The 16720-nt window shown below is 69.8% G+C and carries 18 protein-coding genes; 9 read left to right on the top strand and 9 right to left on the bottom strand.

The window, feature by feature from the left end:
- Window position 1: 1 nt before the first annotated feature.
- The 3 genes from ACPPVW_RS13175 (at window position 2) to ACPPVW_RS13165 (ending at window position 4249) form a co-directional block, all read left to right on the top strand.
- Entirely contained in the window at window positions 2-1498 is a 1497-nt protein-coding gene (locus ACPPVW_RS13175; protein ID WP_426623568.1) for an SDR family NAD(P)-dependent oxidoreductase, read from the top strand.
- Window positions 1499-1863: 365 nt separating this feature from the next.
- Complete coding sequence (locus ACPPVW_RS13170; RefSeq protein ID WP_426626298.1) at window positions 1864-3750, top strand: amino acid transporter; 1887 nt, start codon at window positions 1864-1866, stop codon at window positions 3748-3750.
- Window positions 3751-3814: 64 nt separating this feature from the next.
- A complete protein-coding gene (locus ACPPVW_RS13165) occupies window positions 3815-4249 on the top strand; it encodes a DUF1622 domain-containing protein (protein ID WP_426623567.1) in 435 nt (144 codons plus the stop codon).
- A gap of 17 nt (window positions 4250-4266) precedes the next feature.
- Here ACPPVW_RS13165 and ACPPVW_RS13160 read toward each other — a convergent pair whose 3' ends face one another.
- Complete coding sequence (locus ACPPVW_RS13160; protein WP_426623566.1) at window positions 4267-4644, bottom strand: DUF5997 family protein; 378 nt, start codon at window positions 4642-4644, stop codon at window positions 4267-4269.
- A gap of 54 nt (window positions 4645-4698) precedes the next feature.
- Here ACPPVW_RS13160 and ACPPVW_RS13155 point away from each other — a divergent pair, with 54 nt between their 5' ends.
- Window positions 4699-5334 (top strand): LysR family transcriptional regulator substrate-binding protein, encoded by a 636-nt coding sequence (locus ACPPVW_RS13155; RefSeq protein WP_426623565.1) that lies wholly within the window; start codon window positions 4699-4701, stop codon window positions 5332-5334.
- 81 nt (window positions 5335-5415) lie between these two features.
- Complete coding sequence (locus ACPPVW_RS13150) at window positions 5416-6729, top strand: alpha-hydroxy-acid oxidizing protein (protein WP_426623564.1); 1314 nt, start codon at window positions 5416-5418, stop codon at window positions 6727-6729.
- Between the two features lie 3 nt (window positions 6730-6732).
- Here the strand turns inward: ACPPVW_RS13150 and ACPPVW_RS13145 are convergent, their stop codons facing one another.
- From ACPPVW_RS13145 to ACPPVW_RS13130, 4 genes are all read right to left on the bottom strand, one after another.
- Complete coding sequence (locus ACPPVW_RS13145) at window positions 6733-7140, bottom strand: hypothetical protein (RefSeq protein ID WP_426623563.1); 408 nt, start codon at window positions 7138-7140, stop codon at window positions 6733-6735.
- Window positions 7141-7152: 12 nt separating this feature from the next.
- Entirely contained in the window at window positions 7153-8079 is a 927-nt protein-coding gene (locus ACPPVW_RS13140; RefSeq protein ID WP_426623562.1) for an NADP-dependent oxidoreductase, read from the bottom strand.
- 165 nt (window positions 8080-8244) lie between these two features.
- Window positions 8245-9273, bottom strand: a complete 1029-nt coding sequence (locus tag ACPPVW_RS13135) for a 6-phosphofructokinase (RefSeq protein ID WP_426623561.1) — start codon at window positions 9271-9273, stop codon at window positions 8245-8247.
- Between the two features lie 136 nt (window positions 9274-9409).
- Entirely contained in the window at window positions 9410-10030 is a 621-nt protein-coding gene (locus tag ACPPVW_RS13130; protein ID WP_426623560.1) for a CYTH domain-containing protein, read from the bottom strand.
- Between the two features lie 74 nt (window positions 10031-10104).
- Between ACPPVW_RS13130 and ACPPVW_RS13125 the strand changes: the two genes are divergently transcribed.
- Entirely contained in the window at window positions 10105-10500 is a 396-nt protein-coding gene (locus ACPPVW_RS13125) for a DUF3224 domain-containing protein (RefSeq protein ID WP_426623559.1), read from the top strand.
- A gap of 63 nt (window positions 10501-10563) precedes the next feature.
- On the top strand, window positions 10564-10752 hold the full coding sequence (locus tag ACPPVW_RS13120; RefSeq protein WP_426623558.1) for a hypothetical protein: 189 nt from the start codon (window positions 10564-10566) through the stop codon (window positions 10750-10752).
- A 176-nt stretch (window positions 10753-10928) separates the two neighbouring features.
- On the opposite strand, the gene ACPPVW_RS13115 is transcribed toward ACPPVW_RS13120, so the two are convergent.
- The 3 genes from ACPPVW_RS13115 to ACPPVW_RS13105 form a co-directional block, all read right to left on the bottom strand.
- Complete coding sequence (locus ACPPVW_RS13115) at window positions 10929-13103, bottom strand: DEAD/DEAH box helicase (RefSeq protein ID WP_426623557.1); 2175 nt, start codon at window positions 13101-13103, stop codon at window positions 10929-10931.
- A gap of 170 nt (window positions 13104-13273) precedes the next feature.
- Complete coding sequence (locus ACPPVW_RS13110; RefSeq protein ID WP_426623556.1) at window positions 13274-13609, bottom strand: DUF6804 family protein; 336 nt, start codon at window positions 13607-13609, stop codon at window positions 13274-13276.
- Window positions 13610-13718: 109 nt separating this feature from the next.
- A complete protein-coding gene (locus ACPPVW_RS13105; protein WP_426623555.1) occupies window positions 13719-14147 on the bottom strand; it encodes an RbsD/FucU domain-containing protein in 429 nt (142 codons plus the stop codon).
- A gap of 257 nt (window positions 14148-14404) precedes the next feature.
- On the opposite strand from ACPPVW_RS13105, the gene ACPPVW_RS13100 reads away from it, so the two are divergent.
- Together ACPPVW_RS13100 and ACPPVW_RS13095 are read left to right on the top strand one after the other, a co-directional pair.
- Window positions 14405-14683 (top strand): metal-sensitive transcriptional regulator, encoded by a 279-nt coding sequence (locus ACPPVW_RS13100; protein ID WP_426623554.1) that lies wholly within the window; start codon window positions 14405-14407, stop codon window positions 14681-14683.
- Between the two features lies 1 nt (window position 14684).
- Window positions 14685-15212: an O-acetyl-ADP-ribose deacetylase gene (locus ACPPVW_RS13095; protein ID WP_426623553.1), complete on the top strand. Its 528-nt coding sequence runs from the start codon at window positions 14685-14687 to the stop codon at window positions 15210-15212.
- 155 nt (window positions 15213-15367) lie between these two features.
- Here ACPPVW_RS13095 and ACPPVW_RS13090 read toward each other — a convergent pair whose 3' ends face one another.
- Window positions 15368-15961, bottom strand: coding sequence for an SGNH/GDSL hydrolase family protein (locus ACPPVW_RS13090; protein WP_426623552.1), 594 nt, complete (start codon window positions 15959-15961; stop codon window positions 15368-15370).
- Window positions 15962-16720: the final 759 nt, after the last annotated feature.

Raw genomic sequence — 16720 nt, 5'->3', positions numbered from 1 at the left:
GGTGCCAGCCGAAACCCCCGCGAGCCTCGACCCCGACGACCTCGCGACGACCCTCCGCGTCCTCGCCCAGCTCCACGAGCTCGACCAGGAGCACCCCGACTTCATCTCGGTGCGACGGGCGACCGCGCACATGTTCAAAGCCGTCAAGCAGGCCAGGCGGCGCGAGCTGCGGGAGGCCGAGCTCGCCGCCGACCGCGCCGTGATCGCCGCAACCGCCACCGGCGCCCCCGACCGCATCGACGACGAGACGCGCGGCCGCGACCTGACCTCCCCCACCACCGGTGCGGCGACCGCCGGCACCCTCCTCAACTCGCAGGCGTGCTACATCTGCAAACAGCACTACACGCAGGTCGACTGGTTCTACCATCAGCTCTGCCCGTCGTGCGCCGCCTTCAGCCATGCCAAGCGCACGGCCCGGACCGACCTGACCGGCAAGCACGCGCTGCTCACCGGCGGTCGCGCCAAGATCGGCATGCACATCGCGCTGCGGCTGTTGCGCGACGGCGCCGACCTCACCATCACCACGCGCTTCCCCCGCGACGCGGTGCGCCGGTTCTCGCAGCTGCCCGATGCGTCGGAATGGCTGCACCGGCTGCGCGTCGTCGGCATCGACCTGCGCGACCCCGCCCAGGTGATCGGACTGGCCGACTCCGTCGCCTCGCGCGGCCCGCTGCACGTGCTCATCAACAACGCCGCCCAGACTGTGCGCCGCTCCCCGGGCGCGTACTCGCTGCTGGCGGAGGCCGAGTCGCACCCGCTGCCCGACGGCCCCCTCCCCGAGCTCGAGACGTTCGGGCACACCGCGGACCCGCACCCGCAGGCCCTGCAAGCGTCCGTCGCCGCGCACCCCCTGCTGTCGTCGGCGAAGGTGCACGGCACGGTCGCCGAGCTGGTCGGCGCCGCGGCGCTGACGGCAGACGACCTGGCGGTCGCGGCGATGGCCGCGGGTTCGTCCTCCCTGGAGCGCCACATCAACGGCACCGCCATCGACGCGGGCGGCCTGGTGCCCGACGTGCAGCGCGACAACACCTGGACCCGAGCCGTCGGCGGCATCGACCCGCTCGAGCTGCTGGAGGTGCAGCTCTGCAACACGACCGCGCCGTTCATCCTCATTGACAGGCTGCGCCCCGCCCTGGCCGCCGCAGGCCGCTCCTACGTGGTGAACGTGTCGGCGATGGAGGGCGTCTTCGGCCGCCGCTACAAGGGCGCGGGACACCCGCACACCAACATGGCCAAGGCAGCGCTCAACATGCTCACGCGCACGAGCGCGCAGGAGATGTTCGACACCGACAACGTCCTGATGACGAGCGTCGACACCGGCTGGATCACCGACGAGCGCCCCCACTACACGAAGGTCCGCCTCGCCGAGGAGGGCTTCCATGCCCCGCTCGACCTCGTCGACGGCGCCGCCCGCGTCTACGACCCGATCGTCCGCGGCGAGGCCGGCGAGGACCTCCAGGGCGTGTTCCTGAAGGACTACAAGCCGTCGGCGTGGTGAGCGCCCTCCTGCACGCACGATCCAGGCCGCGCCGAGACGGCGCGAAGTCGTGCGCTCGGCGCCCAGGCGGCGAATATTCCGCCGCCTCGCGCTCGCCCGGTTGCCCGCGCGACTAGACTGGCCCCGGCTCAGAGGAAAACGAAGGGCAGCCGATGTCGAGCAGTTCCCCGTCCGGCGACAAGGCGCAGCGCATTCGCTCTGCGGCCCCAGACGATCCGTCCCCCTCCCCCGTGCCGGCCGAGCTCTCCGGAGTCGTCCCTCCGCGCGTCCGCCCGAAGGAGCCGGTTCCGATCCCCGGGCAGGCGCATCCCGTCACGTCGTCGACCCTGCACGGCAGCCGGTTCAAGCATTGGCTGCTACGCGGGATGGTCGACGAGAAGGGCACCCAGCAGGGTCCGCACGGCCGTAACCCGGAGCGGACGCACTCCTGGTGGCAGGTCATGTGCCTCACCGGCGTCGACTACTTCTCGACCCTCGGCTACCAGCCCGCGATCGCAGCGCTCGCGGCCGGGCTGGTCTCACCCTTCGCGACGCTCGTGCTCGTCGCCCTGACGCTGCTCGGCGCACTGCCGGTGTACCGCAGGGTCGCGCGCGAGAGCTTCCGCGGGTCGGGATCCATCGCCATGCTCGAGCGGTTCCTGCCGTGGTGGGCCGGCAAGCTGTTCGTGCTCGTCCTCCTCGGCTTCGCCGCGACCGACTTCATGATCACGATCACGCTGTCGGCCGCCGACGCGTCGGCCCACGCGATCGAGAACCCGTTCGCGCCGTCTTGGTTCCACGGCAACAACGTCATCATCACGCTCGTGCTTCTCGTCCTGCTGGGCGCGGTGTTCCTCAAGGGGTTCCGGGAGGCGATCGACATCGCCGTGGTGCTGGTCGCCGTGTACCTCGCGCTCAACGTCGTCGTCGTGTCCACCGCCATCGTCCAGGTGTTCGATCACCCGACCGCGATCGACGACTGGTGGAGCGCGATGTTCCGGCAGAACGGCAACCCGCTCCTTATCGTCGGCGTCGCGCTGCTGGTGTTCCCGAAGCTCGCGCTCGGCCTCTCCGGCTTCGAGACCGGTGTCGCCGTCATGCCGCAGATCAAGGGCAAGCCCGACGACGACCCCAACCAGCCGGAGGGCCGGATCCGCGGCGCGCACAAGCTGCTCACCACCGCCGCCATCATCATGAGCGTCTTCCTCATCACCTCCAGCTTCACGACGACGCTGCTGATCCCGCAGAAGGAGTTCCAGCCGGGAGGCGCCGCCAACGGCCGCGCGCTCGCCTATCTGGCGCACGAATATCTGGGCAACGCGTTCGGCACGGTCTACGACATCAGCACCATCCTCATCCTCTGGTTCGCGGGCGCCTCCGCCATGGCCGGCCTCCTCAACCTGGTTCCGCGCTACCTCCCCCGCTATGGGATGGCCCCCCAGTGGGCGCGCGCCGTCCGCCCGCTCGTGCTGGTGTTCACGGCGATCGCCTTCCTCATCACCCTGGTCTTCGACGCCAACGTCGACGCCCAGGGTGGCGCGTACGCGACCGGTGTGCTCGTGCTGATCACCTCCGCATCGCTGGCGGTGAGCCTTTCCACCTGGCGCAAGAAGCAGCCCAAGCGAACGGTGGTCTTCGCGATCATCACCGCGATCTTCGTCTACACGACGATCGACAACATCATCGAGCGGCCGGACGGCCTCCGCATCGCGACGCTGTTCATCCTCGGCATCCTGGTCGTGTCGATCGTGTCCCGCGTCGGCCGGTCGTTCCAGCTGCGGGCGACCAGCGTCACCTTCGACGTGTCCGCGCTCGACTTCATCCTGGAGGACGCCGAAGAGGGCGAGATCCGCATCATCTCGCACGAGCCCGACGTCGACACGACCACGGAATACGAGCAGAAGAACAAGGACGAGCGCAAGTTCAGCCACATCCCGCAGCGCTCGCGCACCATCTTCCTGGAGGTCCTGCGCTCCGACTCCTCCGACTTCGAGGAAGATCTGGTGGTGCACGGCGTCGTCAAGTACGGCTATCGCGTGCTCCAGGTGACCAGCGGCAACGTGCCGAACACGATCGCCGCGGTCCTGTTGGAGATCCGCGACGTCTCGGGCGTGGTACCGACCGTCTACTTCGAGTGGACGGAGGGCAACCCGATCTCGAACATGTTCCGCTACCTCATCACCGGCGGCGGCGAGGTCGCCCCGGTGACGCGTGAAGTGCTGCGAGAAGCGGAGAAGGACGTCAAGCGGCGCCCCGCCGTGCATGTGGCGTGATCAGCACTGCGCCTGACCGGCACGGCGCCTGACCGCGCCACCTCGGCTGTGGCACGATGTGCGCATGGACCCGCACGCGATCTTCGAGACGATCGGTATCGCCTTCGAATTCGTCGGCGTCGCGGCCCTGGCGATCGGGTTCGTCGTCGCGCTCGTCATCGCGCTCTCGGTCTGGGTGCGCACCGGGAACGGCACCACCGCCTTCCGCACGCTGCGGGAAGCGTTCGGCGGCGTGATCCTGCTCGGGCTGGAGCTGCTGGTCGCCGCCGACCTGGTGAAGACGGTGACCTCCGAGCCCACCCTGACCGACGCGATCGTGCTGGGGATCATCGTCCTCATCCGCACCATCCTCAGCTTCTCGCTGCAAGTGGAGATCGAAGGCGTCGCGCCGTGGCGGCGTGCCCTGGTCACCGGCCCGGAGGTGCTGGCGCGGGCGGCGCGGAAGGCCGGAGCCGCCGGCTCGGCCTCCGAAACGCCGACCGGGGCGTCGGAGACCTGACGAGCGCGGCACGGGAGTCAGCCGCGCGCCGCGCGCTCCGCATTGCGCTGCTTGACGCGGGCGTTCTCCGCGTGCACCTGCGCGTGGGTCGCCCGCTCGGCCACCAGCCACGCCGGCGGGTCGACGAGGAGCGCCTTGATCTCCGCCGTGGTCAGCGGCTCCGTCACGCCGCCGCGGGCCAGGCCGGAGTTGCTGACCCCGAGCTTATGGGCGACGACGTCGCGCGGGTGCGGCCCGTCGGCCCGCAGGGCGACCAGCCATTCGGGCGGGTTCGCGTTCAGCTCGTCGAGCTCGGTACGGCTGATCTCGCGGTCACGGAACTCCTCCGGAGCCGCCGACAGCAGGATGCCGAGCTTCTTGGCCGCGGTGGCCGCCTTCATGGTCTGGGCTTTCATGGGTTCAAGGGTATCGTCCACCGGGGGCCGCGGCCGTTCGATACCCTGGCCTGCATGGCCTCCCGCTTCACCCTCGCGTTCCCGCTCGGCGTCACGATCGGCAAGTGGACGCGCGTCTTCGCGGAGCGGCAGCCGGCGGTGGAGCTTGTGGTGACCCCGTCCGACGATCCGCTCGGCCTGCTGAAGGCCGGTGAGGCCGACATAGTGTTCGCGCGCGATGTGGAGGCCGATGACGACAGGCACCTCATCCCGCTGTACAGCGAAGACGTCGTCGTGGTCATGCAGCACGAGCACCTGCTGACGCTCGAGGAGGAGCTCCGTCTGGCCGACCTCGACGGCGAGCCGCTGCTGACGGCCGAGCCGTCGGAGGCGCTGATGCGCAGCGTCGCGGCCGGCGACGGCATCGCTCTGCTGCCCGCGTCGGTGGCCAAGGCGCTGCGGCGCAAGGACGTCGTGGCGCTGCGGTTGGAGGACGGCCCGCTCTCGCACGTGGGCCTCACCTGGCCGCGGGATGGACAGCATCCCCTCGTCGACGAGTTCATCGGGATCGTGCGCGGACGCACGGCGCACAGCTCCCGCAACCCGGAGGTCGCCGCCACGCAATCCGCGCAGGCCACGAAGTCCGCCCAGGCCAAGCGCCCGGCCCCAGCAGGCAAACGCCAGGCCCGCGCCAAGCGGCCCAAGCGCTGACGCCATCGAGTTGGCAGGACACGCCGTCTCGCGCCCGCGCCAGACGGCGTGTCCTGCCAACTCGGTGAGGAGAATGGGCGCATGACCAACGCGAGCACGGCGACCGCGATCGGCACGAGCATCGGGCGGGCGGCGCAGAGCGTCGTCTACCGCGCGGGCGTGATCGGGAGGCGCCCCGCCATTCCCGTCGCCTTCCCCGAACTGGAGCGGGCAGCTCGACGGCACGTGTCACGCGCCGCCTACGCGTACATCGCCGGCTCGGCCGGGCTCGAGCGCACAGACGCCGCCGACACCGCCGCCTTCGGCCGGCACCGCATCGTCCCGCGCGTGCTGCGCGACGTCGCCGAGCGCGACCTCTCGATCGAGCTGTTCGGCCGCACCGTGCCCGCTCCCCTGCTGCTGGCGCCGATCGGCGTGCTCGAACTCGCCCGCCGCGACGGCGATGCTGCTGCAGCACGCGCCGCTGCAGCTCAGGGCCTCCCGTTCACCATCTCGACGCAGGCCTCCGCGCCGATGGAGGCCGTCGCCGCCGCCATGGACGCCACCCGTCCCGGCGCCGCACGCTGGTTCCAGCTGTACTGGAGCTCGTCGCGCGACCTGGTCGCCAGTCTCGTGGCACGCGCGGAGGCCTGCGGCTGCGAGGCGATCGTGGTCACCCTCGACACGCACGTGCTGGGCTGGCGGCCACGCGACCTCGCCCTCGGCTACCTGCCGTTCAGCCGCGGGCTCGGAATCGCCCAGTACACGAGCGACCCGGTGTTCCGCGATCTCGTGCGCGAGCGGATGGCGGGCGCCGGCCCGCGCGAGCGCACACCCGTCACACCGGCGGCCGTCGCGTCGTTCGCGAGCATCCTGCGTCACCACCCGGGCGACCTGCGGGAGAACCTGCGGTCGGGAGAGCCGCTCGCCGCGGTCGAGACGTTCCTCGACGTCTTCGCCGACCCGTCGCTCGGCTGGGACGACCTGGCGTTCCTGCGCGAGTGCACGCGCCTGCCGATCGTGCTGAAGGGCGTGCTGCACCCGGACGACGCCCGGCGCGCGGTCGACGCGGGCGTGGACGCCGTGCAGGTGTCGACGCACGGTGGTCGCCAGATCGACGGGGAGGTCGCGGCGCTCGACGCCCTGCCCGGCGTGGTCGAGGCGGTCGCCGGCCGCCTCCCCGTGCTGTTCGACAGCGGGATCCGCGGTGGCGCCGACGCTGTCGTCGCGCTCGCGCTCGGCGCGCGCGCCGTGGCGATCGGGAGGCCGTACGCTTACGCTCTCGCGGTCGCCGGGGAGCGGGGCGTGCGCGAACTGCTCCGGAATGTCCTCGCGGAGCTCGACATCACGCTCGGCCTCGCCGGAGTCCGACGTGTCGCAGACCTGGACGCGTCCGCGCTGGCGCGGAGCCTGTAGCCGCTACGCCACCGCCGCAGCGATCAGCGACAGCAGCGCCTGCGCATACGCGGTCGCCGCGTCGTCCTCCTCGAAGAACCGCTCGGCGCCATCGATCTCCAGCGTCACCCGGTACCCGTCGGCGGTGCGGGCGAGGTGACGGAACGAGCCGCCGAGCAGCTCGCGCAGCTGGTCCTCACGCGGGATCCACAGGGCGTCCTCGACCGCGAGTGAGTCGAGCGCCCACTCGGTCGTCCCGTTGAAGCCCAGGATCGTGCCGGTGTCGAAGTGGTGCGGCTCGATCGTCATCTCGCTGACCGTGAACCGTTCGCCCGCCATCCCCGGCCGGTCGATGGCGAAGGTGTCGCCCGAGACCGGCTGCCAGTGCAGCCCGGCTGCGCGCAGCAGGCGTGCGGTGTCCTCATCGATCATGGTGGCTCCTTCTCAGTCGGTGACGATCACGATCTTGCCGCGGACGTGCCGGGCCTCCAGTCGCCCGTACGCCTCCGCCGTGCGCTCGATCGGGAAGATGGAGTCGATCGGCAGCATGAGCTCGTTGCGGGCCAGGAGCTCGGCCAGCTCCTCGAGCTCGGCGTTGCCCGCCGTGCGCCCGCCCACCGTGCGTGCGCCGCGTGCCGCCGGACCGAATGCAGCGATCGTGTTGATCCGCTCGGGAGGAACGCCCAGTTCGAGCGCGACGTCGATCGTGTCGGCACCATGGTTGTCGAGCACCGCGGTCACCCGAGTGCCGTCGTCGAGGACCTCCCGGACCCGCTCGGCGAGTCCGGGGCCGTAGGCCACGGGGGTGATGCCGAGCGTCTCCAGGAACTCGTGGTTCTCCTCGCTCGCGGTGCCGATGACGGTCGCACCGCAGCGCACGGCCAGCTGCGCGGCCAGCACTCCGACCCCGCCGGCCGCCGCGCTGACCAGGACGGTGTCGTTCTCGTTGAGGTCGAGGGAGGCTTCGCTGGCCATTGCGGTGCGGCCCACGACGCCGAGCGAGCCGGCGACCTCGAATGTCAGGGGGTCGGGCTTCTCGATGATCTGGCCGCTCTCCGGCACCACGACGAAGTCGGCGATCGCGGCGAACGGGGCCGTTCCGAGCACCGCCTGACCGGGTTGGAAGCGTACGGCGCCCTCGCCGACCTCCTCCACGAAACCGGCGAAGTCCTGCCCCATGCCGCTCGGAAGCGTGACGCCCATGCGCGCGGCGGTCTGCTCGCTGCGATACGCCTTGTAGTCCATCGGGTTCAGCCCGGCGGCCAGCACCCGCACGAGAACCTGACCGGGACCGGGCCACGGCCGCTCTCGCTCGACGAGGTGGAGGTAGTTCCGGGATCCGAACTCCTCGAGCTGGATGAATCTGGGCACCGGCCGCTCCCTCCCTCGTAGGGAGGAGCCTAGACCCGGAACGTCGGCGACGGCAGGGACGTTTGTCGGCCGCTCAGCGAAGGGGCGGCCTCGATCGTGGCACGCGCCACCGTCGACTTCCCGATCGCGGAGCTCCGTCGGTCACGGCGAGGCGCGTCACCACGGTCAGCCGAAGAGCAGTTCCGCCTCTTCGTAGCGCGCAGGCGGAACCGTCTTGAGCCCGCCGGTCGCGTCGGCGATCGACACGTTGACGACGTCCGTGCCGCGCAGCGACACCATCGACCCCCATCGGCCTTCGTAGGCGGCGTCGACCGCCGCCATGCCGAGGCGCGTGGCGAGCACGCGGTCGTAGGCGCTCGGGACGCCGCCACGCTGCATGTGGCCGAGGACCGACGCGCGGGACTCGATCCCGGTGCGCTCCTCGATCATCGGGGCCAGCATCTCGCCGATTCCTCCCAGGCGCGGACGGTTGAAGGCGTCGAGGCCCTTGTGCGAGTGCGCCTCCTCCATCGTGTCGAGGTGGAAGCCCTCGGAGACGACGATGACCGGAGCGCGGCCGCGGTCGCGCACCGACTCGACCCACTGGCAGATCTGCTCGATCGACTTCGGCTGCTCGGGGATGAGGATGGCGTGGGCGCCGCCGGCCATACCCGAGTGCAAGGCGATCCAGCCGACGTGGCGACCCATGACCTCCACGACCATGCAGCGCTGGTGGGACTCCGCCGTCGTGCGGAGGCGGTCGATCGCCTCGGTCGCGATCTCGACCGCTGTGTCGAAGCCGAACGAATAGTCGGTCGCGGCGAGGTCGTTGTCGATGGTCTTCGGGACGCCGACGATCCTGAGGCCGGCGTCGGTGAGCCGGCGGGCTGCGGTGAGGGTTCCCTCGCCGCCGATCGCGATGATCGCATCGATGCCGTTCTCGTCCATCATCCGCTGGATGTTCTCGGGGCCGCCTTTGTCGCCCTCGAACGGGTTTGTGCGGCTGGAGCCGAGGATCGTGCCGCCCTGGCGGGAGAGACCGCGGACGCTGTGGCGGTCGAGCGGCATGATGTCGCCCTCCACGACGCCGCGCCAGCCGTAGCGGAACCCGGCGAACTCGGAGGCGTAGACACGGTCGCCCTTGAGCACGGCCCCGCGGATGACCGCGTTCAGCCCAGGACAGTCGCCACCGCTCGTGAGGATGCCGATCTTCATGCTGCTCCGTTCCTCGGTGCGCTGCTGTGCCTGCCAGTGCGCGCCGTCTGCTCGTGTGTGACGCCGCTGTGCCGCATTGCACCCCTGAGCATCATGCCCGACGCATACCGGAGCACCAAAATCCAGTCGCGCGGAATCAGAGTCCGAGCGCGCGATGCAGCTTCGAGCCGCTCGCCGACGGCCGGGCGCCTGCAGCCAGCAGCTCGGCCTCGATGCCGTCGAGCAGTGCCGTGCGCCGCTCGCGCGAGTCGGGCGCCCCGCTCAGCAGCTCGACCTCCCACTCGCGCCAGGCGTCGCCCGCGCCGGTGCGGAGGTTCTCGCTGCGGACGTGGTCGTCGCACAGCTCGGCCAGCTCGAAGCCGGCCGCGTCGGTGAGCACGATGGTGTCGCGCACGTTCGTCACCCGGGCGACCGGGAGCAGCCGGCCGTCGCCTAGCACGTCGCGGATGGCCTCCAGCAGCTGCTCCGGCGGCTGCACGCCGTCGCCGAGGGGCCAGTGCAGCTCGGGCCGCCCCTCCTCCCCGGGCGCCAGCTTGACGTGCCAGCCTTCGTCGGAGCCTCCGCGCCGGGCGCGCACCGCGATGCGACGTCGGGCGAGCCGGAGCTCCTCTGTGTCGTAGTAGGTCGCGACGAGCTCCGCGGTGTGCGGCTCGCTCTCGACGGCCACCGCCCCGACGCCGACGAGATGGGGGGCGGGGAGATCGGCGTCGACGTCGTACTTGCGCTCGATCTCGAGCTGGGAACGGTGCTTCGCCATGTCCCCTGTTTAGTCCACTTCTGCCGTGGCGCGAAATCATGCCAGGTGTCGGCGCGGCTCCGTAGGCTCACGACATGGAGAATCAGAAGACCGTCACCGCCCGTTTCGACGTCACCGGCTGGGACCGGCAGGAGCTGGCCGGCATCGCAGGCGACTGGCTCGGAGCCGTCGTCATGCGCAAGACCTACACCGAGGGTCTGGTGGGCGAGTCGATCGCGCACTTCGTCTCGTCGGGCGCTGAAACGTCGGGGCGCGGCTATCTGGCCGCCGAGCGCATCACCGCCGCACTGCCGGACGGCCGCTCCGGTTCGTTCACCGTGCACCACGGCGCCCTCCAGCATCCCGACGACCCGTCGGCGTTCGGCTACATCGTGCCCGGGACCGGCACGGGCGCCTTCGAAGGATTCTCGGGGACTGCGCGCATCCGGCACGACGACCGCGGCGCCTACTTCGTGTTCGAGCTGGAGTGACCGGGCGCGAGCAGTGCCGTCTGCACTCTCGTGCGGGCGCGGCGTGCGCGGTACCCTCTGTGCATGAGCGACACCGAGCGCACCCCGGAGGACGACGACTTCGTCGAGGCCCAGGAGGGCGATTACGAGCCGGAGGCCGTCATCCACGACCCGGACGACCTCCCCGTCGACGACGATGAGGACGACGACCGCACCGTGCCGGACGACGACCGTCCTGTCCCGCTCGACCCCGACGACGCCGAGATCGCGTAACTCCGGACACGTCCCCGCGACCGGCTTCTACAGACCGTAATACCGGAGATCGTGGCCGCTGCCGCCCGATTCTCCGGACGAACGGCATGCCGGTTCGTCCGGAGATCGTTGCGGTTCCGGCCGCGACCTCCGGTTGAACGGGCAGCCGCAGGGCGTGTCGTCGCGCAGCTCCGGAGTTATCGGCCGAGCGCGTCCTCCAGCAGGAGGATGAGGGCGTCCAGCTGCACCGAGTCGGCCGAGCCGATCTCGACGTCGCTGCCGTCGAGCGCCCGGGCCGCCAACCCCTGCTTGGAGTCGATCAGCTCGGCGATCTTGGAGTCGATCGTCTGCGCCGCGATGATCCGCCACGCCGTGACCGGCTCGTCCTGGCCGATGCGGTGAACACGGTCGATCGCCTGCGTCTGCTCGGCCGCCGTCCACGAGAGCTCGGCCAGCACGACGTTGGAGGCCGCCTGGAGGTTCAATCCGACGCCTGCCGCTGTGAGCGAGCAGACCGCGATCGCGACCTCCGGGTCGTTGTTGAACGCGTCGATCTCCTTCTGCCGGGCCAGCGCCGACTGGTCGCCGCGGATCGAGATCGTCTTCAGATCGCGCGCGGCGAACGCCTCCTCGGCGGCATCCATCACGTCGATGTGCTTCGCGAAGAACACCACCTTGCCCACCGAGCGCGCCAGCTGGGCGGTGTAGTCGGAGGCCAGCCCGGCCTTCGCCTGACCGATCTTGCGGACCATCGTGAAGACGTTGTCTCCGGTCTTGGCCGACTTCGACTCCTCCAGCTCCGACTGCGCGACCAGGCGGATGAGCTGCTTCCGGTGGGCCTCGTCGTCGCCGTCGAACGAGTCGGGTCGGCCCGCGGCCGCAGCGCGGTGGAAGCGAGCCACCAGGCGAGCGGCGAGCTCTTTCTCCGCCTGCTTGATCGATCGGCCGAGGTCGTCGTCGAGCTCCACGGGGAGGTCGACGACCCGGCGGCTCGGGAGGTCGGCCGCTACGTCGACCTTGCGGCGGCGGACGATGCCCAGGTCGATGACCGACGCGCGCGCTGCGGCGTAAAAGCCGAAGTCGGCCGGGGTGAGTCCGGTCTCCTCCAGGCTCTCCATCAGCTCGGCGGTCGGCTTGTCGCCATCGATCCAGCCGAGGAACTGCCAGATCGCCTTGAAGTCGTCGATGTCGTTGATGAGGGGCGTTCCGGTGAGCGCGATCAGCAGCGGGTCGGCCGCCCTGTCGCGGATCGCCTCCGCGAGGCCGAGCACGAGCCGGGAGCGCTGCGAGTGCAGGTTCTTGATGAAGTGCGCCTCGTCGACGACCATCCCCTGGAAGCCGAGCGTGCGCAGCCAGGAGAGGTGCCGGTCGAGCACCTCGTAGTTGACGATGACCACGTCGGCGAATGCGTCGAGCCCTTCGCCGTCGCCGTGGATGACGGTGGCGCGGCGGCGCGGCGTCCAGCGTTCGACCTCCCGCACCCAGTTCATCTTTACGACGTTGGGGACGACGGCGAGCAACGGGTAGGCGTTCGCCACTGACGCCCCGAGTACCGACTGCGCCGTCTTGCCGAGGCCGGGCTCGTCGGCCAGGAGGAACCTGCGGTGCCCCTGCCGCACGCTCTCGATGAACCGGGACTGGTGGTGCATGAGCTCCAGCCCGGGAGGCGAGTAGCGGTCGATCAGCGGTGCGGGCGGGAGCTCCATGCTCGCGGCCTGGCCGCCTGATCCGTATTCGAACGACTTGAACAGCGGGCCGAGGAGTTCCCACGAGTCGAGGCGACGGCGCGGCGCGGGTGCGGCAGTGGCTGCTCGGTTGAAGTCGGGGGCGAGGAAGGGGTTGGAGAGCTGTCTGGCCTTCACCGACGCGGGCACCACCTGCTTCTCCGCCAGCTCCGGCGGGATCACGCTGTCGGGCGCCGCGGGCCGCTCCACGGTGATGATGAGGTCGTCGGGGCTGAGTTCCGTGCCGGATTCCAGCAGCCAGTCGCGCCGGATCTTCTGCGCGGTGGCGGTCGGGGGCGCCTCGCTCTCGAGCAGCGAGATGAGGGAGGTGTCGCGGGCGGCCGTCTTCGCCAGGATCGTCGCGATGCCGTCCAGCCGCTTGAGCTGCTCGGCGCGGGAGGCGTCGCTCAGCTCGGGGTCGGCCTTGGCGCGGGCGCGCTCCTCGCGCATGAGGAAGGCGATCACCTGGAACTTGGTGCGGTTGGTCGGACCGAGCTTCTTGCCGTCCGCCGCTTTGGCCTCCACCTCGCGCACCTTGCGCGCGAGCACGGGGATGAGCCCGTCGTTGTTGGCGTGGCGGTTGCGCCGCTGCTGCTGCGGACGCGTTGCCGTGCGCTGGTTAGACGTACGCTGACCCGATCGAGACATGGTCCTCCAGTGGAGGCGCCGCGCGCTGACAGAGGACGCGACGCCGTAGAGCGTGAGGGCCGGCGGGGCGGCAAAGCACGGAACCGAGTGGTCCGAACTGAGCATCGACGAACGCCGGGCGCACGACACAGGACGGCCGTGCAAGCGTCATTTTACCGTATGCGGACGCTTCAGCGACGTCTGTCGGCGGGAATCTTGATGGTGAGTCCCGCGACGACGAAGACGACGGCAGCCGCGAGGCTGAGCACGGCGAGGGCGGGAGCGAGCCCGGGGATCGGCCAGATCGGGTTCCAGAGCACGGCGATCGGGATCAGTCCGGCCAGCCACCACCCACGTTTGGCCTGCCAGGCGAACACGCAGAGGATGAGCGCCAGGACGCAGACCGCGTACTGCACCCACAGGTACCAGGATGCGAGCCCGAGACCGAACAGGAGCGCGAGGGCGCCGATGAGTCCGGGGGCGAGGGCGGCGCGATTGTAGGCGGGCGGCTGCGGGGTGTAAGGCACCGCACAACTCTAGTGAATCGCTCTATGGGAGAGCCGACCCGCGGAGTCCGTCCGCGCCCCCGGGACGAGACCTCTCCCGGGGGCACGGACGGCTTTCGTGCGGTGCGCCTCAGAGGATCCCTCTGCGGAACAGGAACGCGCACGGCGGCGCGTCCGATCCGACGCGGACGACGACCGCCGAGCGCGACGCGAGTTCGACGAACGGCTCGAGGTCGAGCCGGGTCATCGGGATGCGGCGGAGCTCCGCGTCCGAGGCGATGCCATTCACCGCGAAGGCGACATCGGGTACGTCGTAGGGCTCGCCGGCGAGGTCGAGGAAGACGATCGGCGACGGATCTGCAGTGTCGAGCGGGAACACACTGAGGATGGCCTCGGCGGCCGCTTCAGTGGTGACGTCCTCCTCCAGGTGGACGATCGGCGTTGTCAGTGATTCTTCGGGATAGCCGCTGCCGACAAGGGTCAGTGTGTCGCCATCTTGCATCGAGTCGAGCGCGCTCAGGAGCGCGCCCGACAGCAGCGGGCTGAGGTTCTTCAGCAAAGTCGGGCCTTTCCTGTAAAACGAATATTTCTCAACCCCTGTTAGGGAGAATAGACCTGGCAGTATGTCCGCCCCACCCCCCGTTAGGGGGTGTCTTCGCGGCATGCCGTCCTGCATGCTGGCGCGGGATTCCCCGATCTGAAACGGCTGCATGAACCTCGGGGAATATGATCTTCTCTCCCCATGCGCCGGAGCGAATGCACAGGACGATCCGGATACCTGGCCGGGGTATGGTCGCGCAGCGGTATCCTGGTGCCGTGATCGCAGACATCAAGAAGCGGGCCCTCCACCGCACGCGCATCCTCGAGGGGCAGCTCCGCGGCCTCGAGAACATGATCGAGAACGAGGACTACTGCGTGGAGATCATCACCCAGTCCCTCGCCATCCAGAAGTCGCTCGGCTCGCTCAACAAGCTCCTGGTCGAGAACCACCTCAAGACCCATGTCTCCGCGATGTTCGAGGAGGGTGGGGACGAACGCGACGACGCCATTCTCGAGCTGCTCAAGGTGTACGAGCTCTCAAACAACCGGGGCTGACGTGCCAGACCCGATCGAGGTCGTCCGAGGAGACATCACCGAACAGGCCGTCGACGCCGTCGTCAACGCAGCCAACAGTTCACTGCTCGGCGGTGGCGGTGTGGACGGCGCCATCCACCGGCGCGGCGGCCCCGGGATCCTCGCCGCCTGCCGCGAACTGCGCGCCACCACGCTGCCCGACGGTCTCCCCACGGGCCAGGCCGTCGCGACGACGGCGGGCGACCTCCCCGCCCGGTGGGTCATCCACACCGTCGGACCGGTCTGGGCGCGCAGCGACGACCGCACACCCGACCTTCAGAACGCCTACCGCTCGTCGCTGCGGGTCGCTCGCGAGCTCGGCGCGGTCACCGTCGCGTTCCCGGCCGTGTCGGCCGGTGTCTACGGCTGGCCGATGGACGACGCGGCACGGATCGCGATCAGCACAGTGCGCGCCGTGCTGTCCTCCGGCGTCGGCTCGGTCGAGCTGGTGCGCTTCGTGCTCTTCACCGACGACGCGCTCGCCGCCTTCCGCCGGGCGGCCGGGGAGTGACCATCGGGGTGTAGGACCCGGGGTGAAGGACCCGCACTGCGGTCGACGAGACCGACTGGGCGGCGTTCGACGAGTTCGCGGCCGCGCTCCCGGCGCTCTACCCCGGCTGCACGCGGCACTCAACGCGAGCGGCACGGCCAGTGAGGCCAGCGAGGTCAGGCCGCCCCGCCGAGGTCGGGCAGCTGGATCGCCCGGCTGTTCGGCGGCAGCTGCCTGGCGCGCTCCAGCCCGGGGACGAGTTCGTTCACCCACGCCCGGTAGCCCTCTTCGTTGAGATGGAGGCGGTCGTCGGTGTAGGCCGGGTTCAGCTCGCCGTCCTCCAAGGCCATCGCCGGCCAGAGATCGAGCCATGCCGCGTGCACGGTCGGGGCGAACTGCCACAGGTGGCGGTTGATGTCGCGGATCTGGTCGGCGAACTCGTGGCCGCGCGGTATGACCGACTGCACGAGGATGCGCGCCTCGGGAAGCTCTTTGCGCAGCGTCACCAGTATCGTCTCCACGTTGCGCACCACGTGCTCGGCGGACCGCCGCCAGGCGAGGTCGTTGGTGCCGATCATCAACGCGACAGTGGCCGGGTGCTCGTCGATCACGGCACCCAGGCGGGCGACGACGTCGTCGGTGGTGTCGCCCGCGACACCGAAGTTGCGGACATCCTCACCGGGCAGCCACGCCTCCCAGTCGCCGCCCTGCGTCAGGCTGTCGCCCACCAGGGCGAGCGCTCCGTGTTCCGATCCCCACCCGCCGCTCATCTTCCCATCCTCCCTCAGATGAGGGAGCGCCGAAAGGGAGGCACAGCTGACTCTAAAGCAGCGGCAGGGTGTCAGCCGCCGAGCGCGGCCTTCCGACGTTGAGTGGCGGGTCTGGCACGAGGCGCTGAGCATCAGAACGTCCTGCTCGCTCGGTGTCAGAGTCTCGATACGCCCGGCATAGAACTCTTCGTCAAGTCGCAGATATATCTGCTCTTCGACGAGATCGAGCATTTCGACCGTAAAGGTGTCGACCTGAGAGTCGATGGCCGCCTCCCAGAGTTCCGCACCCCCAACTGGATGAAGAAGAGGTAGCCCTCTACTTCTTCAAGGACGCGCGCGATCAGTGCGTCCGTCGCGGCGATCCCCGTGTCGTTGAGCGGCACAACGAATGCGTCTCTTGCGGCTCCGGGGTTGCCTTCGAGCTGGAGACCACGTCCGGCGATCCATGCATCGGACACGACACCCCGGAGCGCTCGCAGACGCGAGAGCCGGCGCTCAGCTGCTTGGGCCAGGGCCACGAGGAGCTCTGTCAGCTCGACTTCTGTGTTGTGTCTTGGCTCGAGCCGGCGTCGCACTACGGCACAGTTCTCCTGCCGAACAACTGCCTCAAGCTCCTTCAGGAGTACGGACTTCCCAACTCGGCGTAGCCCTGTCAGCCGTAGATTTGCGGGGATCTCCGGCGCTCCGGAGAGGATCTTCTTGAATCGAGCAATCTGCGGCTCTCGCCCTGCGAGGTGGAGAGGTGCTGTCGCCGCTTCT

Source organism: Leifsonia sp. McL0607 (genome assembly GCF_049993355.1).
Classification (GTDB): domain Bacteria; phylum Actinomycetota; class Actinomycetes; order Actinomycetales; family Microbacteriaceae; genus Leifsonia.
Note: the sequence above shows the minus strand (reverse complement) of the source record. Positions and strands in the feature narration are given on the sequence as shown.